The 19,789-nt window shown below is 63.0% G+C and carries 16 protein-coding genes, 1 tRNA gene and 6 pseudogenes; 2 read left to right on the forward strand and 21 right to left on the reverse strand.

Annotated features, from left to right (window positions below):
* Positions 1 to 170: 170 nt before the first annotated feature.
* Together ACFQJB_RS09610 and ACFQJB_RS09615 are read right to left on the reverse strand one after the other, a co-directional pair.
* Positions 171 to 1,666 (reverse strand): annotated as a pseudogene (locus ACFQJB_RS09610) (molybdopterin-dependent oxidoreductase).
* Between the two features lie 76 nt (positions 1,667 to 1,742).
* Positions 1,743 to 2,135, reverse strand: a complete 393-nt coding sequence (locus ACFQJB_RS09615) for a hypothetical protein (protein ID WP_379726658.1) — start codon at positions 2,133 to 2,135, stop codon at positions 1,743 to 1,745.
* A gap of 286 nt (positions 2,136 to 2,421) precedes the next feature.
* On the opposite strand from ACFQJB_RS09615, the gene ACFQJB_RS09620 reads away from it, so the two are divergent.
* Both ACFQJB_RS09620 and ACFQJB_RS09625 read left to right on the forward strand, forming a co-directional pair.
* Positions 2,422 to 2,697 carry a winged helix-turn-helix domain-containing protein gene (locus tag ACFQJB_RS09620; protein ID WP_142443457.1) on the forward strand — a complete coding sequence of 92 codons (276 nt, stop codon included), beginning with the start codon at positions 2,422 to 2,424 and terminating at the stop codon, positions 2,695 to 2,697.
* 2 nt (positions 2,698 to 2,699) lie between these two features.
* Entirely contained in the window at positions 2,700 to 2,999 is a 300-nt protein-coding gene (locus tag ACFQJB_RS09625; RefSeq protein ID WP_379726661.1) for a hypothetical protein, read from the forward strand.
* Between the two features lie 29 nt (positions 3,000 to 3,028).
* Here the strand turns inward: ACFQJB_RS09625 and ACFQJB_RS09630 are convergent.
* The 19 genes and pseudogenes from ACFQJB_RS09630 to ACFQJB_RS09720 all read right to left on the reverse strand — a co-directional run bounded on the left by ACFQJB_RS09630 (position 3,029) and on the right by ACFQJB_RS09720 (position 19,771).
* A tRNA-OTHER gene (locus tag ACFQJB_RS09630) sits at positions 3,029 to 3,097 on the reverse strand.
* A 147-nt stretch (positions 3,098 to 3,244) separates the two neighbouring features.
* Positions 3,245 to 3,619, reverse strand: coding sequence for a MarR family transcriptional regulator (locus ACFQJB_RS09635; RefSeq protein WP_379726664.1), 375 nt, complete (start codon positions 3,617 to 3,619; stop codon positions 3,245 to 3,247).
* 53 nt (positions 3,620 to 3,672) lie between these two features.
* Positions 3,673 to 4,626, reverse strand: a complete 954-nt coding sequence (locus tag ACFQJB_RS09640) for an RNA-guided pseudouridylation complex pseudouridine synthase subunit Cbf5 (protein ID WP_379726667.1) — start codon at positions 4,624 to 4,626, stop codon at positions 3,673 to 3,675.
* A gap of 23 nt (positions 4,627 to 4,649) precedes the next feature.
* A pseudogene (cmk, locus tag ACFQJB_RS09645) lies at positions 4,650 to 5,227 on the reverse strand ((d)CMP kinase).
* 96 nt (positions 5,228 to 5,323) lie between these two features.
* Complete coding sequence (locus tag ACFQJB_RS09650) at positions 5,324 to 6,208, reverse strand: DUF106 domain-containing protein (protein ID WP_379726670.1); 885 nt, start codon at positions 6,206 to 6,208, stop codon at positions 5,324 to 5,326.
* A 60-nt stretch (positions 6,209 to 6,268) separates the two neighbouring features.
* A complete protein-coding gene (locus ACFQJB_RS09655) occupies positions 6,269 to 6,886 on the reverse strand; it encodes an adenylate kinase (RefSeq protein WP_379726673.1) in 618 nt (205 codons plus the stop codon).
* Positions 6,887 to 6,953: 67 nt separating this feature from the next.
* Positions 6,954 to 7,742, reverse strand: a complete 789-nt coding sequence (locus ACFQJB_RS09660) for a CBS domain-containing protein (protein WP_379726676.1) — start codon at positions 7,740 to 7,742, stop codon at positions 6,954 to 6,956.
* Positions 7,743 to 7,782: 40 nt separating this feature from the next.
* Positions 7,783 to 9,237, reverse strand: a pseudogene (locus tag ACFQJB_RS09665) (DHH family phosphoesterase).
* Positions 9,238 to 9,294: 57 nt separating this feature from the next.
* Positions 9,295 to 10,823 (reverse strand): annotated as a pseudogene (locus ACFQJB_RS09670) (NADH-quinone oxidoreductase subunit N).
* Entirely contained in the window at positions 10,820 to 12,349 is a 1,530-nt protein-coding gene (locus ACFQJB_RS09675; RefSeq protein WP_379726679.1) for a complex I subunit 4 family protein, read from the reverse strand. The pseudogene ACFQJB_RS09670 and the gene ACFQJB_RS09675 overlap by 4 nt, the downstream one beginning before the upstream one ends.
* Positions 12,349 to 14,378, reverse strand: a pseudogene (gene nuoL / locus ACFQJB_RS09680) (NADH-quinone oxidoreductase subunit L). The gene ACFQJB_RS09675 and the pseudogene nuoL overlap by 1 nt, the downstream one beginning before the upstream one ends.
* A 3-nt stretch (positions 14,379 to 14,381) precedes the next feature.
* Entirely contained in the window at positions 14,382 to 14,684 is a 303-nt protein-coding gene (gene nuoK, locus ACFQJB_RS09685; RefSeq protein ID WP_379726682.1) for an NADH-quinone oxidoreductase subunit NuoK, read from the reverse strand.
* A complete protein-coding gene (locus tag ACFQJB_RS09690) occupies positions 14,685 to 15,062 on the reverse strand; it encodes a hypothetical protein (protein ID WP_379726685.1) in 378 nt (125 codons plus the stop codon).
* Positions 15,059 to 15,325, reverse strand: coding sequence for an NADH-quinone oxidoreductase subunit J (locus tag ACFQJB_RS09695; protein ID WP_021041461.1), 267 nt, complete (start codon positions 15,323 to 15,325; stop codon positions 15,059 to 15,061). Before ACFQJB_RS09695 ends, ACFQJB_RS09690 begins: the two co-directional genes overlap by 4 nt.
* 146 nt (positions 15,326 to 15,471) lie before the next feature.
* Positions 15,472 to 15,933, reverse strand: coding sequence for a NuoI/complex I 23 kDa subunit family protein (locus ACFQJB_RS09700; protein ID WP_120103400.1), 462 nt, complete (start codon positions 15,931 to 15,933; stop codon positions 15,472 to 15,474).
* Positions 15,930 to 17,002, reverse strand: a pseudogene (locus tag ACFQJB_RS09705) (complex I subunit 1/NuoH family protein). Before ACFQJB_RS09705 ends, ACFQJB_RS09700 begins: the two are co-directional and overlap by 4 nt.
* Entirely contained in the window at positions 17,002 to 18,660 is a 1,659-nt protein-coding gene (locus ACFQJB_RS09710; RefSeq protein ID WP_379726688.1) for an NADH-quinone oxidoreductase subunit D, read from the reverse strand. The pseudogene ACFQJB_RS09705 and the gene ACFQJB_RS09710 overlap by 1 nt, the downstream one beginning before the upstream one ends.
* A complete protein-coding gene (locus ACFQJB_RS09715) occupies positions 18,657 to 19,361 on the reverse strand; it encodes an NADH-quinone oxidoreductase subunit B (RefSeq protein ID WP_120103403.1) in 705 nt (234 codons plus the stop codon). The genes ACFQJB_RS09710 and ACFQJB_RS09715 overlap by 4 nt, the downstream gene beginning before the upstream one ends.
* Complete coding sequence (locus ACFQJB_RS09720; RefSeq protein WP_120103404.1) at positions 19,358 to 19,771, reverse strand: NADH-quinone oxidoreductase subunit A; 414 nt, start codon at positions 19,769 to 19,771, stop codon at positions 19,358 to 19,360. Before ACFQJB_RS09720 ends, ACFQJB_RS09715 begins: the two co-directional genes overlap by 4 nt.
* Positions 19,772 to 19,789 lie beyond the last annotated feature (18 nt).

Consider the following 19,789-nt stretch of genomic DNA (forward strand, 5'->3'; position numbering starts at 1 on the left):
CAACAAGCTGGTAGAGCAATCCGAGGGCGAACACCGCGACCAGCAAAACTGTCGTCACGACGACCGCCGGCGAGAGCTCCGTTTCTTCCGTGGTGATGTACGAATCCAGTTCCATACCCTGAGATGGTCGCTCCCGCGTGTAATGTTTTGCTACTTCGCGGCGAGGCTGGTCAGCCCGACGCGCCCATCATATTCACCGTCTGCCGAACCCACCCCGTCGCGCCGCTGGGATAGGAGTCCGACCGCTCTTCAGGTTGGACAGCCCCTCGCCGTCGACCGCCCGGACGACAACCTCATGGCTGCCGTCGGGGTCGAACTCGTGTCGCCACTGCCGCCACACGTCGTCGCCGGGCAGCGGCTCGGAGAGCTCGGCGTCCTGCCATGTCGATCCGCCGTCGGTCGAAACCTCGACGCGCTCGATGCCGCGGGTGCCGGCGTAGGCGTGGCCGGCCAGTTCGATCGCGCCACTATCGAGCGTGGTGGTGCTCCACAGCTTGGCGACCGTGTTGACCGGGCCGGTGCCGTGCCAGCCGCGCTGTTCCCAGTAGCCGTCCATCTCCTCGTCAAGTAGTTCGATCTCGCTGAGCCACTTGACGTTCGTTTCGCCCCAATGACCGGGCACGAGCACGCGCACCGGGTGGCCGTGGGATTGCGGGAGCGGCTGGCCGTTCATCTCCCAGGCGAGGAAGGCGTCTTCGAGGGCCTCAACGGGGAACTGAACGAAGTAGTCGTCCTCCGCTCGCAGCATCGCACAGCCGCACTCGCCTTCCGGATCGGCCTCCTCCAGCAGGGGCTTGATTGGTGTCCCGGTCCAGATCGCGTTATCGAGCTTCTCGCCGTTGAGATCCTCACCAACACACCGCAGCGTCACGTAGCGGTGTTCGGTCGGCATCGCGGTCAACTCGTCGTAGCTGACGGTCACGTCGTCGCCGACCTCACCGGTGATCGTCATCGACCAGTCGTCGGCCGGGACTTCGGGATCGAACTCGGCGATGTCAACGTTGTAGAACTCGCCGATCTCACTGACCAACCCCGGTACGTCGCCGTCGATATCGAGCGCTTGGGCGTCGGCCTGCTGTAGCCGGTCGGCGACCGCCTCGCTGACCGGGTCGGTGGTACCGTCGCCGCCGGCGTTGGCGAGACGGCCGACACCGGCAGCAACGCCGATAAACGCGGCTGCACTGGCGAGGACGCGTCGCCGGGCGGGGTTGTGTTCGATGGCATCGCCGGCTTGCACGCCGAGTGCGGTAAACACCAACACCGGCGCGGCCGCACCGATCGCCAGCGCTGGGTCGGCCGTGATCGCCGCGGTGACACCCCACGCGAGCCCGCCAGCCAGGACGATCCCGAGTGTCGACTGCGTGAGTCGGTCGGCGACGCGAACCCCGAGCAGGGCAATCGCACCGAGCAGGCCGACAGCGAGTCCCACCGAGAGGGCGATATGCAGCAGGTGGCCCTCCTCGCCGATGTTCTCGATGACGAACGCGACGAGTCGACCGGGGGTGAGCCGAACGACCAGCGCGTCAATGGGGGCGACGATGAACTGGCGGGTGTAGCCGGCGACCGCATACGAGCCGGCGACGCCGGTGATGCCGGCAAGCAGCGCGACGAGCAGCTCGGTGCTGTGAGCGGACACCTGCGCTCGGAGTCGAGTAAAACGGCTCATAGGTTATCTACCAACAGTGGTGGTGTCACCGGTCGGATGTACCAGTGGTGAGTGTGGCTGCAACATCGTTGTCAACTCAGGAGCTGTCATCCATCGTGTCATTGTTCATCGAGCCATCATCCATTGACTCGTTTTCCATGGAGCCATCATCCATGGAGCCCTCCATCGACTCATTTTCCATCGAACCATCGTCCATCGAGCCGTCCATCGACTCATTTTCCATCGAACCATCGTCCATCGAGCCCTCCATCGACTCGTTTTCCATCGAACCATCATCCATCGAGCCCTCCATCGTTTCATTCTCCATCGATCCATCATCCATGGAGTCATCCATCGATTCGTTTTCCATCGAGCCGTCGTCCATCGAGTCGTCCGACTCCTCATCGGATGTGCTGTCTGTACAGCCGGCGAGTGCGATCACTGTCGCCGTGCCGGCCGCCTGCAGCAGTCGTCGTCGTGTCCGTGCCATACTATCGGGTACAGCCAGCCCCTGAAAGGAGATTTTGCAAGGTTTGACCCAACAGCGTTCACACTCCGTTCAAATTTCGGTCGGCATCGAGGGCGCGAAGTTTGAACGGAGTTTGATCGCTTCTTGAAGAAGCTATTTAGGTATTTGCGGCGAGCGGAATAGTATCGTGCCGCCTGCGGGTGATCGAGTGCGATCGACAAACCAGCGACAGAGTACCAGTCATGGAAACCCCACCGTTCCATGTGAAAAGCGATTTGTCACTGCCGCGGGGAGTGGCAGCTAACAGATGGAGAAATCCCTGTGGTACCTCTTTGCCGGAAGCCGTGGCGGTGTCAACAGGGTTCGCATCGTGCGGGAACTCAGCGATCGCCCACAGAACGCAAACGAGCTGGCCGAAACACTGGATGTCGACTACAACACGATCACCCACCACATAGAGATGTTACACGAACACGATGTCGTCGAGCCGAGCGAGCATGATTACGGGAAGCTGTACTTCCTCACCGATCGGTTCGAGCAGTACAGCGAGACGTTTGAACAGATCGCTTCGGAGGTCGAATAACCATGATCGCAAACATCGCAACCCCAGCGGCGATGGGCGTTGCCGGCATCAACAGCATGCTGCTGGTGGTGCTCGTTGCGGTCTGGGTGCGAAACTACCGGCAGTTCGGCTCACCGATGATCCTCGGGCTGCTTGGGTTTAGCAGCGTCCTGCTCATCGAGAATCTGATCGCGCTTGCGTTCTTCTTTAGCAGCATGCAGACACTGTACAGTATGGATCCGCTGGCTGGACAGGTTGTCTTCGGGATGCGACTGCTAGAGCTTGTTGCGATCAGCTTCCTCAGCTATGCGACGTTGCAGTGACGACTACGTCGTCTGAAACCGAAAGAGAGTGGGACTGCCGAGAGTCGAACTCAGGTCCTACACCCCATCCGCAGAGGATACCACTACCCCACAGTCCCGCACCCGAGGAAATGCGAGGCGGTCGTTTAACACCTTTGTTTCGCTCGTCGCTGCCGGCTGTGTCGGGTGGTTTCAGGGCTGCTTCTCGATGTCACCGGACAGATACTCGCTGCTGCGAGCAATGATCCGCCGGGTGAATTCCTCGGTCACTCGTCATTACGGAGCGTGCGCGGATCAACCGCGTGGGGTTCCCACTCGCTCAGCTGTGGCGGGTGGTCTGCTTCCTCCCGCTCGGTAAGCGTTGCCGCTGCGTGTTCACCGGCGGCGTCGACGCTCTGTTCGTGGTCGCTGATGCGCCAGTAGGGTTCCCGGTGATCGACCCGGCCACGCTCGCGGAGTCGCACAAGCGTCGGGCCAACTGACCCGGATTTCACGCCGGTGTTGGCGGCGATCTCGCTTTGGGTGTATGCCGTCTCCGGGTGGTCACGAAGGAAGGAGAGAATCCGATCCGCGTTGGTGCCGGCCGCCGGATCACCGGCGTCCGCCGAGAGCTCCTCAAACTCATCGCTGGTGATCGGCATACAGACTGATTGTACTGACACGTATTGAATGTATTGCGGCCCCAAAATCGGCGTTACACCAACACAGCTTCGAGATCAACCACAACACCGCTGTCGCCGTCGGGGTCGCCGACGAGCCGCCCGAGACAGACCGCACTCCCGTTGGACGTATAGCAGGCCACAAGCGCGTCGTCGTCGACCGCGTTGTCTGGGCCCTCAATTACCCCCGGCGCGTACACCGGCGCGCCGGTGGCGACCTGTTCTGCCGCTGAGGGCGCGATGACAACGCCTGGAAGATGCTCCAGTGCGCGTTCAGCCGGCTGGACGACTTCTCGCAGCCACTCGGTGTCACCCTCGCGGGCGACCGCCAACGCATCCGTGAATGCATGTAAATCGACCAACGACGTATCGTCGAAGGGATCGGTCGCGGTGCGGCGAAGGTGGCCCATGTGGGCCCCTGTCCCGAGTGCCAGCCCCAGATCGTGACACAGTTTGCGGACGTAGGTACCGCTTTCACACGCGATCCGGAGCAAGGCCTGGCGGTCGGTGTGATCCAACAGCTCCAGCGCGTAGATTTCTCGGACGCGAAGTTGGCGACGTACCGCGCTTTTCCGTGGCGGCTTCTGGTAGAGCGGTGCCTCAAACTGGGTGAGCACCGACTCGAAATCCGCCGGCCGTGGGCCGTGCAGTTCCAAGACCGTAACGTACTCCTTGCGCCCTTCAAGAAAGGCCTGCGCCATCCGGGTGGCGTCACCGAGCAGCATCGGGAGACAGCCCGTTACCTTCGGATCCAGCGTTCCCGCATGCGCCGCGCGGTCGACCGTGGGTGACTCCGCGTTCGGTGTCGACTCCCTGTCATCCGCAGCCGAGGCAACGAAGTCGTCGACGGCGTCGCCAGCCAGATCTCGCACCCAGCCGGCGACCTGATGGGCCGAGGGGCCGGCGGGTTTATCCAGATTGACGACACCGAAGGCCAACAACTCAGCGGGCGTGCGATCGTCAGGCGCGGGACGAAGTGGATCGCTCATTGGTGGATCAAAGATCGCTGGGCTCAGAAGTCGTAGACAACGCCCTCGACCGGGGCTTTCCCCTCATCGATGTCGGGATCGTAGGCCTCGACGGCGGTGGTAAGCATCCGCTGGACAGCCTCAGGCCCCCAGCGGGCGGTGTTGTAGGTGATGTCGTAGATCGAGAGATCCGCGATGTCGATATTGTAGTACTCCTGATACCGCTTGCGCTCGCTTTGTTCGCGGCGTTCGGTCTCCTCGCGGGCGACGGTGGTCGATTTGTCCTCGCGGTCGGCGATGCGGTCGGCGCGGACGGCCAGCGGCGCGTCAAGCCAGATCTTCACGTCCGCGTGGTCGCCGGCGAGCCAACCAGCAAGCCGGGACTCCAGTACAACGTCGTCGTCTTCGACGGCGATCTCCCGCAGTCGGGCGTCGAGATCGCGGTCGATTTGGTCGTCCTCCTCGGCTAACTCGTTGAACTCGACGGGCGAAAGGCCGCGTTCGGCGGCCAACTCACGGAAGATATCGCCGCCGCTGACGTGATCGAGATCAAAGGCCGCCGCGAGCGCGGCAGCGTTCGTGGATTTCCCGCTGCCGGGGGGCCAGAGACGGTGAGTAACATATCCGTCCTGCGGCCGTCCACCTAAAAGAGATTACCCTTCAGCGCGCCCGTGGTGCGCGGTCGCACACGGACGCCAGCGGCACCGAAAGAGCCGGCTCAGTTCGCCGAGGGCGTCATGCTGATGTTGAGCCCCTTCTGGATGATCTGGTTGAACGCCATCGAACACAGGAAGTACCAGACAATCCAGATCTGCATCGGCCCGACGATGCCGGTCGTCCAGGAGACCTCACCCGCAAACGGGACGACGATGTTCTGGAAGGCGTAGTGTTCGACCCCACCGCGGAAGCCAAGTGCCCAATACATCCAGAGGAACGCCGGGATGGTGAGGAACATGATCCAGACCATCGGGCGGAACTGCTCTTTGAACATGCCGAGTTGATCGCCCATCGCCTCCATCTGCTCCTGTTGAATCTCTTCGAGGGCCTCCTCGTCGCCGCGCTCCTTGGCGGCCTCGCGTTTCTCCTTGATCTCGTCCATGCGGGCCTTGTACTCGCCCATCTTTTCGGTGTCCATCAGCGCGACCCGCAGCAGCGTCGAGTACAGCCCGGTCGCCAACGCGATGATCATCACAACGACGTAGAACGGCACAATGTTCGTCAGCGGGCCGAGAACGACATCGATCGCCCCGGCGACGACATTGCGGGCGGGAGCCCACGCGTAGCCGGCAAAGAGGCCGACAGTTAGCCCGGCGGCGCCCTTGTCCCACTTTGTCCAGGAAGACGATTCGATCTCGTCGGTTGCACTCTCCTCTGTGAGCCCCGCACGGACGGCATCGGGGGATTCGATCTGAAACCCGCTGTCGCCGTCGACGAGGATCCCTTTCTCGATCAGTCGGCCCCACTGGCCGCTGGTGATCTCATCGCGGACATCGACCCACTGCACCTCGTTGTCGGTGGCACTGTCGAGTACCGTCTCGATGGCCGCCTTCATCTCGGCGTCGGCGGTGACCAACGAGCGAACTTTGCGTTCGATTCGACTCATTGTGCCCTCGTTGGCAACGCGTGAATAAGAAGGTTGTACTCTGCCGGTGTCGCTCAGCGGTTAGTCGTCGAGGCCGACAGCGTCGACGATGCGATCAAAGACGCCGTCTGGATCGGCTTCGCCGTCAACCTCGATCAGGTCGCCGGTCTCTCGGTAGTGCTCGACGACAGGCTCGGTGTTTTCCCGATAGACCTCCAGTCGTTCGGCGGCGACCTCCTCGGTGTCGTCGTCGCGCTGTTCGAGTCGCTCGACGATCTCGTCGTCGTCGGGCATGTTGAACTCGGTGTGGTACACGTCGCCCGTTTCGGGATCGACACGGCGACCCGTCAGCCGGCGCAGGAGTTCGTCTTCGCCAACGTCGAGGAAGACAACAGCGTCAAGCTCGGTGATCGAGTCGAGATACTCGACCTGCGAGAGGTTTCGTGGGTAGCCATCGAGGATGAAGCCGTCGGCCTCGTCGATGGCGGCCTCGACGATCTCGTTGACGAGGCCGTCGGGAACGAGTTCGCCGGCATCCATATACTCCCGTGGGGTGCCGTACTCGGTTTCCATGTCCTTGTTCGCCCGAAGCGCGTCGCCAGTTGTGATGTGTTCGAGATCGAATTCGTCGGCGAGCCGCGAGCTTTGGGTTCCTTTACCAGCACCAGGCGGGCCAAGCAACAGCAGTCGATTGCTCATACCGGTTCCACTCCGGGCTACCTTATAGGTTTGAACAATTCCCGCGCCAGCGATCAGTGGGCGGCTGCTACCCCTGTAGCTGCGTCGTCGTTTCGACCAGCGGGTGGCGATCCTGCTCGATGACAGTGATGTCGCCGATCGACGACAACCCCTGCTCGGCGGCGGTTTTGGCCATGCCCAACTCAAGTGGCTCGGCGGGAACGATCACATAAGCGTCCATCTCATCGATCCCGAGGCGATCGGCCGCGAGCACGCGGTGGTGACCGTCAGCGAGATACAGTTCACCGTCGCCGCCGGCATCGATCACGACCAACGGCTCGGCGAGACCGCGTTCGAGTTCGTACCGCCGACCGTCGAGTTCATCGGCATACACCTCCGCCTGTGTTGGCACAAGCTCGGCGAGTGGCACCTGTCGGCGTTCCTGGATAAGCTCGACACCGTGGAGATCGGTGAGCGTGCGGCTCAGCTTGGCGACTTTCTCCGGGGTCGCCCGCTCGATCTGACTGCGGATCACGTCCGTATTCGAGAGGATGCCGACGAGTTCGCCGTCATCGACGACCGGCAGCTTCTGAATGTCGGAGCGGACGATCACCCGGGCGGCGTCGGTGATCGTCATCTCGGGGTCGGCGACGATCGTCTCCTCGCTCATCACCGCCGCAACCGTTGTCTCGGGGTCGGCAGCAAGCAGATCCCGCCCGGTGACAAATCCCTCAACATGGCCGTCACGGGTGACCGGAAACCCGTTGTGGCCGTCCTCGCCGTCGATCTGCTCGCGAACAGCCCCGACGGTATCGGTTGGGTCGACCGTTGTGACCGACCGCGTCATATAGGCTGCAACCTGTGGCTCGCTGTCCATCGGCGGCTCTACAGGAAGCCACCTGAAAAAACCACGGTCGTTACTCCGGTGGGAACCGCACCAGCGGATGGCCGTACTTGCCTGGTTCAGGTGCGGTATCGAGGGCTTCGAAGAATCGGCCGGCGATCGTGTCGTGGACGACAACCGACAGCGTCTCCCAGTCTTCGACAGCATCGAGGACGCCCATCGGTACCTGCGCGCCGGCCATCGTCGCGTGGCCGCCCGCGCTGCCGACCTGATCGAAGGCCTCACGCAACGTTTCGCCAAGATCGACCGCCGAGCCGCGGGTGCGACCGGAGACGTAGATAGTCTCCTCGTCGTAGCCGAAGACGATGACCGTCTCGACGCCATCCATATCCAGCAGCTTGTCGGCAGCCTGCGGGAGTGCGTCCCGCTCGGCAAGCCGGCCGACACAGCTTGCCAGCGCGGAGCCACGGACCTCCCGGCCGTCGATGGCGGCCGCCAGCGTGTCGGCGACGCTGTGACTCATCGTCGGCGACTCGATCTTTGTGAGCGCGCGCTCATCGGCGTACGCCGAGAGGAAGGCGGCAGCCTCGAAATCAGCGGGGCGACCCCGCGGGTGAAGCCGTCGGTGTCGGTCTGAATCCCATACAGCAGCGCGGTCGCCAGCGATTCGTCGGGCGTCAGGCCAAGCTGTTGGAAATACTCGACCATGATCGTACTCGTCGACCCCAGTGCCGGGCGGATATCCAGATAGCCGCCGCGCTCGTCGATCGGTTCGCGTTGGGGATGGTGGTCGACAACGAGGCGAACGATCGTCTCCGGCGGCAGCCCGTCGTTGACGCCGGGACGAGCATGGTCGACCAGCGCGATCGCCCCAAAGTCATCGACCGCGAATGACTCCGGAGTCGTCGCCGTCAACGACAGCGACAGCAGGTTCACCAGCGCACGGTTCTCTTGGTGGGTGATCTCCCCGAAGTAGTAGGCCTCGCTGTCGACGCCGACATGGTCGGCGATCTCGGTGAGGGCGATCGCGCTGGCGATGGCGTCAGGATCAGGGTTGTCGTGGGCGACAACCGCCAACGGCTCCGACAGCGGCCGGATCGCCGCCAACAGCCGTGCCATCCGGTCGCCGCGGTCGTCGCCGGCGATCGACTGGAGTTCAGTGGCTACCACGTCGAGCTGGCTCGACGAGGTCGTCGGCAACGCGGTGGAAGGCTGCGCGTTGGGTCTCGTCGATCGTATCGGTACAGACCGCGATCAGCGTCGCGTCGGGAAAGGCCACCCGTGCGCGCTCGGCGATCGCACAGCCGCGAGCGTCGTCGGTAGCAGCGACAACGACCACGTCGGCATCGTCGGGGTACTGTGTCGGATCGGTCGGATCACCCTCGGTCGCCCGAATCCCGGCCTCTCGGAGCGTGGTCGACCAGCCGCGGTCGTCGGTGACGACATACAGCGTCCCGGGCTCGTCGGCGACGCTGGTCGCGACGGCGTTGCCGACGGCGCGGTCACCGAGGACGAGCCGACGCATCATAGACGTAGGTTGGTGAGAGTTCGGGAAAACCCTGCCGTGTCGACGACAGGCGGGTGCTCAGGCGAACAGCGCGGCCGCGGCGGCCTCGGCGGTCTCGATGACCGGCCCGAAGCCTGGCAGCAGTAGGACAGTAACGACGCCGGCGACGATGACCGCGGCGTAGAGACCGGTCGGCACGTCGCCGACGGCGTCGAGATCGGTCGTCGGGCTCTCAAGCCACAGGGCCTTGACGACCCGGCTGTAGTAGAACAGCGACAGCGCGCTGGTGACCGCACCGACGGCCGCCAGCCACCAGAAGCCGGCGTTGATCGCCCCGAGGAACAGGACGTACTTCGAGAGGAAACCGCCGAACAGCGGGAGGCCAGCCAGGCTGAACATGAACACTGCCATCGCCAGACTCGCCATCGGCGCGCGCTCGGCGAGGCCGGCGTAATCCTCGAAGGTGCGGCCAACGCCCCAGCGTTCGACCATGGCAATGAACAGGAACGCGCCGGTGTTCATGAAGCCGTAGACGAAGAGGTGGGCCATCGCCGCACCCATGACCGTCGCGTTGGTGGCACTCGCGCCGGCGGTGATCGCCGCCAGGCCGATCAGCGCGTAGCCCGCGTGTCCGATCGAGGAGTACGCCAGCATGCGTTTGACCTCGGTTTGGGTCGCCGCCGCGAAGTTACCGAGCACCATCGTCACGACCGCGAGCAGGCCGAACAGCAGCCCCCAGTCGATGCCGATATCGAGGGCGGGCTGGAAGCCGGTCACAAAGACACGGAAGCCGACCGCGAAGCCGGCGGCCTTCGAGGCCGACGAGAGGAACGCCGAAACCGGCGCAGGCGCGCCCTCGTAGGCCTCCGGGGCCCAGAAGTGGAACGGCACCGACGCCGTCTTGAAGGCGACGCCGCCGGCGACCATCACGATCCCGACCCCGAGCACGCCGTTGAGATCGCCGACCGAGCCGATCTGGGCGGCGATATCGGGCAGCAGCAGCGAGCCTGTCGCCGCGTACACGAGACTGATCCCGAAGGCAGGACGGCCGAGGAGACCGCGCCGATGAGGAAGTATTTCAGGCCGGCCTCGACGCTGCTGCGATTGTCTTTGAGATACGCGACAAGCGCGTAGGATGGCAGCGACGCCATCTCAAGGCTGACGAAGACAGTCGCCAGCGAGTTCGAAACCGCCATCAGCCCCATCGCCGTCGTCGCCAACAGCAACAGCGAGTAGAACGACGCCGGGTTGGCGTCAGTCTCAAAGTAGTCGTAGCTGGCGGCGATGACAAGCGTGGCGACGCTGGTGAAGATGGCCGTGAAGAACAGCCCGAGGCCATCGACGATGATCGCCCCGCTGAAGAGGCTGATCGCGCCGCCGTGGGTCGGCTGGCCGGTGCCAGCGATCAGATACCAGACAGCGACCGCCAGCGCCGACAGCGTGCCGGCGATCGAGGTCAGCGCCAGCAGCGTGTTGTCACGGCCGTCGGGCCGGAGACTGTTGATGCCGAAGACGACGAGGCCGGTCAGTGCCAACAGGACGACCGGCAACAGCGCGCGCACGCTGAACACCCAGTCGGTCGCGGTACCTTGGAGAAGGAGGCTCATGGCGCCCCACCTCCCAGTAGCTCAAGCAGCGGAACGGTTGCATCACGAATCATATCGAAGAACAACGAGGGGACGACGCCAAGCACGATGATCGCCGCCAGCAGTGCGACCAGCGGGGCGACATCGTGGATCGGCGCGCGATCGAGGTCATAGTCGGTTTCGAGGTTGAACGGGCCGAACAGCGTCCCCTGCATCGCACGCAGGAGGTAGCCCGCAACGATGACGATGCCGAACATCGCCACGGCGGTAAAGACCGGCGCGTACGGCAACACCGTCGAGCCGAAGGAGCCAACGAAGATGAAGAACTCCCCGGCGAAGCCGGCCATCAGCGGCAGGCCCATGTAGGCGAACGCGCCGGCGACGAGGATCCAGACGGCGATCGGCATCCGATCAGCCAGCCCGGACATGTCGCCGACCAGCCGGGTGTGGGTCGCGTTGTAGATGACGCCGACAGCCATGAACATCAGCCCCGAGATCAGGCCGTGGGCGATCATCTGGAACGTCGCGCCGCCGAGGCCAAACTCGGTGAACGCGACGAGCCCGAGGAGCACATACCCCATCGACGACACGGAGGAGTAGGCAACGATCCGTTTGAGATCCTCCTGGGCGAGGGCTAACATTGCGCCGTAGATCACGGAGACGACGGCGATGATGGCGATCGGCACCGCGAAGTACTCCGCCTGTGCGGGCAACATCGTGTAGTTGAACCGCAGCAGGGCGTAGGTACCCATCTTCAGCAGGACGCCTGCCAACATCACTGACACCGGTGTCGGGGCCTCAACGTGGGCGTCCGGCAGCCACGTATGCACCGGGACGACCGGCACCTTCACCGCGAAGCCGATGAACATGGCCGCGAAGGCGACCAAGGCGAGGGTCTCGGCGGGCAGCCAGAAGAAGTTCCCAAGTTCGCCCGCAGCCAGCGACTGGGTGATCTCCGGCAGCCCGAAGCTGTTGACCGGCAGCCCGATCACCAACATCATGAAGCCGATGAACATCACCAGCGAGGCGATGTTGGTGTAGACGAAGAACTTGATCGCGGCGTACTTCCGACGTGGGCCGCCCCAAATCCCGATCAGGAAGTACATCGGGACGAGAACCGCCTCCCAGAAGACGAACCAAAGGAAGAAATCCAGGGCGGTGAAAACGCCGATCAGGTTCGCCTCCATCAGCAGCATCAGCCCGTAGAACTGGCTCTGTCGCTCGTCGATCGGTGTCCACGCGCTGACGATCGCCAGCGTTGTGAGGAACGTCGTGAGGATGACCAGCGGCAGGCTGATGCCGTCGAGGCCGACGTACCACTGCAGTTGGTAGCCGGCGACCTCCAGCCACGGGACAACGGTGTTGAAGGCGATCTCACCGCCGGTGAGGGCGTTGCCGCCGGCCTCGAAGGCCGACCACAGATAGAGGCTGCCGGCGATCGGCAGCAGGCTGAGGCCGAAGGCGAGTTTGGGTGCGTACTCGTCGGGGGCCGCAAAGACGAGCAGGGCCGCTGCGAACGTGACCGCCAGTAGTGCTTCGAGTATCATTAGAACCACCCTCCGATGAGGCCGAAGACAACAAGCAGTGTCGTCAGCCCCAAGGTCAACAGCAGGGCGTAGTTGCTGACGACGCCGCTTTGAATCCGTCTGATCCGCTCGCTGCTCAGCAGGCTCACCGAGGAGACACCGTTGACGACGCCGTCGATGACACCCTGATCGAAGGTGTCGGCACTCCCGGCGACCGCGCGGGTGTTGTCGGCGACCCAGACCTGGAACTCATCCTGGTAGTAGTTGTTGTACAACAAGGCTTTGAGCCCGCCGAGTTTGTCGGTGTGCTCGGCGGGATCAGCCACGTTGTACAGCGCCCACGCAAGCGCGAGGCCACCGAGGGCGAGCCCAAGCGAGACAGCCGCACCGGCAAGCACGGTCGGCACCTCGCCGCCGAAGAGGTACTGGCTACTGTAGGGGTTGAGCTCGGCGTAGTGGTGCGAGGAGAGTCCCTCGATGCCGCCCCAGTGGTTGTCGAGCCAAAGGTGCAGGTAGTCGATGCCCTCGATGCCGAGGACTTTCTGTACCGGCACCATATTGATGCCGCCGGTGACGACGGCCAGCACGCCGAGGACGGACAGCGGCCCTTTGACGTTCCACCGAACCGGGTGTGGGTCGCGGGCGAGGCTGCTCCGTGGCTCGCCGTGGAAGGTGAGGAACACCATCCGGAAGGTGTAGAACGCCGTGACGGGCACCGCGAGCAGACCCATCGCGTAGGCCCCGAGGATCAGCGGCTCATCAAGGCCGTGGATCAGCGCCTCATACAGGATCTCGTCTTTCGACCAGAAGCCGGCAAACGGGAAGATGCCCGCGAGTGCAAGCGAGCCCGCAAGGAACGTCCAGTAGGTGACGGGCATCTTGTCCTTGAGGCCGCCCATATCCCACATATCCTCGTTGTGGTGCATGGCGATGATGACCGAGCCAGCACCGAGGAACAGGAGTGCCTTGAAGAACGCGTGGGTCGTCAGATGGAAGACTGCCGCAACGTAGCCACCCGAGCCGAGTGCGAGCATCATGTAGCCGTACTGTGAGATCGTCGAGTACGCCAACACCTGTTTGAGCTCGCGTTTGACGACGCCCATCGTCGCCGCAAACAGCGCGGTGAAACCACCAACGAAGGCGATAATCGCCATCGTCGTCGGCGACAGCACGTAGAAGCCGTACATCCGCGCGACGAGATAGACACCGGCAGCGACCATCGTTGCGGCGTGAATAAGTGCCGAAACCGGCGTCGGGCCTTCCATCGCGTCCGGCAGCCACGTATGCAGCGGGAACTGCGCGGATTTCCCGATGACGCCGCCAAGAATCAGGAGGCCAACGATCGTGAACCACGTCGACACCTCAAGGCCGCCGGGTGTCCACACCGTCGCCTCGCCGTTGAGCGCGGCCTCAGCGAGGGCAGGGAACGATTCCGCCCCGGCGAACGCGGCGGTTCCAAATGTCGTGAAGACGGCGACGACACCGACGAGGAAGAAGTAGTCACCAAACCGGGTGACGAGGAACGCTTTCTTCGCCGCCGACGGCGGGCCGGGCTCCCGGAAGTGGAAGCCGATCAGGAGGTACGAACACAGTCCCACCAGCTCGAAGAACATGAACGCCATGAGCAGGTTGTCGGCGATGACGAACCCCAGCATGCTGGCGGTGAAGAGGCCGAGGCCGGCGTAGTACCGCGGCAGGTCACGCTCGTCCTCGTCGTTCATATAGCCAAGACTGAAGATGTGGACGAGCATGGCGACCAAGGAGACGATGACAAGCATGAGCGCCGACAGCGGATCGATCAGCGCGCCGAAGGTCAGCGTCCAGTCTTGAGCGCCGACACCGGTCGCCCATGTGTAGTAGGTTTCCTGGAAGGCCGCGCCGTTGCGCACGGAGACAAGCACCCACAGCGACAGTGCCAGCGACCCTGCGGTCGCGGCGATGCCACCGTAGGCCCCCGTTTCGGGAGGTTGTCACGGCCGAACAGTGCGACGATAAACGAGACGAACGGCAACAGGACGATTGCCGGAACGTATGCGGATGCTGATACCATTGGTTACCACCTCATCGAGTCGGCGTTCAGCACGTCGATCTCACCGAAGTTGCGGTACAGTACGAGGACGATCCCGATCCCAACGGCGACCTCGGCGGCGGCCAGCGCGATCACGAACAGCGCGAACGTCTGGCCGGTGAGGTTGCCCCACTGGAAGGAAAACGCGACGAGGTTGATGACCGCCGCGTTCAACATGAGCTCGGCGGACATCAGGAAGTACAGCGCGTTCCGCCGGGTGAGGATGCCGAACAGGCCGATACAGAAGATCGCCGCCGACAACACCAGATAGTATGTGGGCGGCACCATCTATCGGTCACCTCCCTCATCAGCAGGCTCACGCTCGGCCACGTCGCCGGCGACGATATCGCGGCCGCCGTCGGTCAGCGCCGAGACGATCGAGCCCTCATCCTCGCGTTTGGCGAGGTAGATCGCGGCATCGAGGGCGACATCGAGTGCCAGCGCGATGATCAGGAACGCGGCGAGAAAGCCTTCCGCAGGGATCTCACCGATCCCGATATCAAACAGCGCGTAGCCGATGTTGTGGACGATCGATGCGTCGGCCGGGAAGCCGGTTGGCTCAGGGAAGCTGCCGGCAGCCCCGAGCGCCATCGTTGCGATGACGGCAAACAACGCGGTTACGGCCAACGCGGCGGCTGCGCGATCCGAGCCGTCAGTATCGGTCATACGTTGGTCACCTCCAGGTCGGTCTCGCGTCGCGTCAGCATCACGGCAAACGTGATCAGGATGAGAACCCCGCCGACGTAGACGAGGATCTGCATCGCCGCAAGGAACTCCGCTTGCAGCAGGACGTAATGCACCGCGACGCTCAGCAAGGAGCCGCCCAGCAACAGCGACGCGTGAAACACGTCGTCGACGAGGACGACACCCAAGCTGAAGCCCACCGTCAGGAGGGCGAACAGCGCGAACGCGATGGTCTCATAAACCATTACCTGTATGTCCCGATGGAATCCCTTTGAAGATTTCGAGACTGATCCGTAAAACAGCCGCTTGTACAGACAGCCTCGCGGCTCTGCGGAGGCAACACAACGCGGTTAGTGTGGACAGCGCGGTCAGCGTGGAACGGGTGGGGCGACTACTGGTAGTCGACTTCGCCGTCGCCCTCGCCGATCCAGGCGTCCCGATCGGGGTTCCGTGAGTTCAGCGGGTCGATCCCCTTGTACCACGGCACGTTTTTGAGCTGTTCTTTGTTGTAGGCGAACTCGTCTTTCGTATCCGCCGTAAACTCGAAGTTCTGGGTGAGCAGAATGGCGTCGACGGGACAAACCTCCTCACAGAGCCGGCAGTAGATACACTGCCCGATGTGGAGGTTGTACTGCTCGCCGTTGCGCTGGTCGTCCATCACGATCTGGATCGTGTCGTTCGGACAGACGTTTTCACACTGTCGACACCAGATACAGCGTTCTTGGCTGAACTTGTGGACGCCGCGGAACCGCGGGCTGACCTCAGGTGCTGTTTCGGGGTATTCGACCGTGAAGGTCTTCCCGTCCAATGCGTGTTTCATCGTCGTCGCCATCCCTTTGAGGAGTCCGATCATGCTATCACTCCCACGATAATGGCCGTGAGCACCAGGTTAGCGAAGGAGAGCACGAGCATCCCCTTCCAACCGATCTCGATCAACTGGTCGATACGAACGCGGGGCAACGCCGAGCGGGCCCACTGGGTGAACAGGAAGAACGCCCAGATCTTGATGACAAACCAGACGAACCCTGGCAGCACCGGGCCGGCCGGGCCACCGAGGAAGATCGTCGCCATGATCGCCCCGCCGAGGAAGACGTGGAGGAATTCCCCGAGGTAAAACAGGACGAAGTACACCGACGAATACTCGGTCTGGTAGCCAGCAACGATCTCGGTTGGCGCCTCTGGGATGTCGAAGGGGTTGCGGCCGATCTCCGCCATGTTCGCCACGAGGAACAACACGAAGGCGAAGGGGTTGACGAAAGCGAACCACGCCGGGATCGACACACCGGCGATCGAGACCAGCGTCGTGCTCTGTTCGGCGACGATCGTGCTCAGCTGCAGCGAGCCGGTGAAGACGACGACCGACATCGCCGTCACGATCAGCGGGATCTCGTAGGCGATGTTTTGGGCGACCGCCCGCAGCCCGCCCATCAGCGAGTACTTGTTGTTCGAGGCGTAGCCGCCCATTATCAGCGAGATCGACGCGATCGACGCAAAGGCGAAGACGAGCGCGAGGCCCGCCTCAGGATCGGCAAGCTGGATGTTAAACGGGCCGAGACTCCCCATCGGAATCACGGCGAACCCAAGCATCGCCGACGCCGGCAGGATCAGCGGCGCGAGATCATAGGAGGGGCGATCGGCACCATCCGGGATGATCAACTCCTTCGAGAGCAGCCGCACCGAGTCGGCGATGATGATGAACAGCCCGAAGGACCGATCCGGTTGACGGCGATCCGGTCGGTGAAGGCGGCCGTGATCTTCCGTTTGGCCCACGGGCCGGCGACACCGGTGAACGCCAACATGACGTTGCCGACGACGAACGCGCCGATGAGCGCGCCGACAGCCGCGCCGAGGGCGCCCTCAAGGCCGAGCAGATCGGCGATCTGTTCCGGCAGCAAGACCTCGCCTTGGAGAACGCCAGCCATCAGCGATCCACCTCACCAAGAACGATGTCAAGACTGCCGAGCGATGCGATCGCATCCGGGACGTACTCACCGTTGGACATCTCCGGCAGCGTCTGGAGATTCGAGAAACACGGACTCCGGATCTTAAATCGACCGGGCTTCTCGGTGCCGTCAGATCGGATGTAGATCCCGAGTTCGCCTTTCGCGCCCTCGACGGATTTGTAGATCTCCGTGTCGTCGTCGGGTTTGATCGTCCGCGGGACGTTCGACTGGATGTTGCGCTCGTCTTCCGGCCAATCTTCAAGCAGGTCGATACACTGCTCGACGATCTTGGCCGATTCTTCGACCTCGCGCATCCGGACGAGCAGGCGGCTGAAGTTGTCACAGCCGTCCTCGGTGACGACATCCCAATCGAGGTTTTCGTAGTAGCCGTAGGGGTCGTCACGCCGCACATCGTAATCGATCCCCGAGCCGCGGGCGACCGGACCGGTCGCACCGTAGCTTTTGGCGACTTCCGGCGGCAACACGCCGGTGTCGACCGTCCGCACCTGGAGGATCTCATTGGAGGTCATCATGTCGTGGTACTCCTCCAGGGCGGTCGGCAGATCGTCGAGGAAGTCCCGGGTCATCTCGAAGAACTCCTCGCGGGGCTCCGGCAGATCCCAGACGACGCCGCCGAGCCGGAAGTAGTTGAACATGAGCCGCTGGCCGGTCAGCTCCTCGAGGATGTTCTGTACCTTCTCGCGATCCCGGATCGAGTACATGAACAGCGCGGTGAAGTCGCCGTAGATGTCCAGCGCGAACGTGCCCAGCGCGAGGAAGTGCGCTGCCATCCGGCAGAGTTCCGCACCCATCGTTCGGATGATCTGGGCGTATTCGGGCACCTCGATGTCGGCGAGTTCCTCGGCCGTCCGCGCGTAGGCCCACTCGTTGAGCAGCCCCGCCGAGATGTAGTCCCAGCGGTCGGGGTACGGCATGATCTGGTAGCGGTAGGTGCTGTTCTGACACATCTGTTCCTCACAGCGGTGCAAATAGCCGATGTCGGGTTCGAGATCGACGACCTGCTCGCCGTCGAGGACGGTCTTGATGTGGAGGACGCCGTGGGTCGCCGGGTGATGCGGGCCGATGTTGAGGTACATCGTCTCGCTGTCGTTGTCGGCTTTCTGATCCTCCAACAGCGGGTTCTGGTGTTCCCGTAGCGGGACGACCTGCGGCTGATCTTGATCGTAGGATTGCCCCAGCGGATGGCCCTGCCACGTTTCGGGGAGGAGAATCCGGCGGAGATCGGGGTGGTCGTCGTACTCGATGCCGATGAGGTCGTAGGCCTCCCGCTCGTGCCAGTCAGCCGTCCGGAAGACCTCGTTGGCCGATTGACTGACCGGGTTTTCCTTGTCGGCGGGGACGACGATGCTGACCTCTTGGGTGCGGTCGTCGTAGCTCGTCAGATGGTAGATCGACTCGTAGCGATCCTCGTATTCCTCGGCGGTAACACAGGAGAGGTGATCGAAGCCGGCCTGATCGCGGAGGCGACGCAGAGCGTCAACGACTGTGTCGGGTTTGATCACGAAGCCCGGCGCGTTCAGGTGTTCCTCACGGCCGATGACGAGGTCGCCGAGGAGATCAGCGATTTCCTCGGGGGTCTGTACCGCGTCGGCGTCGGCAGGGAGTTCCACGCTCATGGTGAATCAGCCCAGTTGTACCGCATGACTAGATCCTCGACATCGATCTCTTGTGCGAGCTGGTCGACGATCTCATCGCGTTCGAGGTCGCCGAACTCCTCAAGCTCGTAGGGTTTGACCGTCACCGGCGAGGACTCGCCGTTGGCGATCCGCTCTTGGAGTTTGGCGACGCCGTAGATGAGCGCCTCCGGCCGCGGCGGACAGCCCGGGACGTGGATGTCAACCGGGATGACTTCTTCAGCCCCTTTGACCACGTTGTACCCCTCCTGGAAGGGGCCGCCGGAGATCGTACAGGAGCCCATGCCGATAACGAACTTCGGCTCGGGCATCTGGTCGTAGACGCGTTTCATCCGCGGGGCGAATTTGGAGACGATTGTCCCGGGGATGATGATCACGTCGGCCTGCCGGGGCGACGCGCGGGGGACACCAGCACCAAAACGGTCGAGGTCGTGTTTGACCGCGTAGGTGTGCATCATCTCGATGCTACAGCAGGCAATCCCGAACTGGAGCATGAACATCGAGGAGCCCCGCACCCAGTTCATGAACTTATCGAACTTGGTGAGGATAAATGGCGAGGAGCCAAACGCCTCCCGCAGTCGGGAATTAAACCGGTTGTCTTGTCCCGAGAGCCGTGCCTCGCGGGTCTCTGTGCCTACCTTCGAACTGTCGGTAACGAACGGTTGTTGATTGTCGCTGCTCATGTGTTCTGTCGCTCCGTTTTCTGCGTGGCCGCGCGAATACTCCGCGTCCACTGTACCGCACCGACGCGCCACGCCCAGACGAGACCAACGACGAGAATCCCGATGAAGGCCAAAAGCGGGAGCAGCGCCTGTGATAGGGGGACACCCGCCTCCAACGCGGAGCGGTACATGACCGCCCACGGGAAGACCATCACCGTCTCGATATCGAAGACGACGAACAGCAGCGCGACCATGTAGTACTGGATGTTGAGCTGGACGCGCCCCGAGCCGGTCGGGATCTCACCGCTCTCGTAGGTCGTTTTCTTACCACTTTCTGGGACGGCTGGACGCAACAACGCCGACACCACGATCATCGCAAGCGGGATCGCAATGCCGACCAACGCCAGTGCCCCGATAGCTAGCCATGACATTCGATATACTCCGTAACA

The organism is Halonotius sp. GCM10025705 (assembly GCF_042662885.1).
Taxonomy (GTDB): domain Archaea; phylum Halobacteriota; class Halobacteria; order Halobacteriales; family Haloferacaceae; genus Halonotius; species Halonotius aquaticus.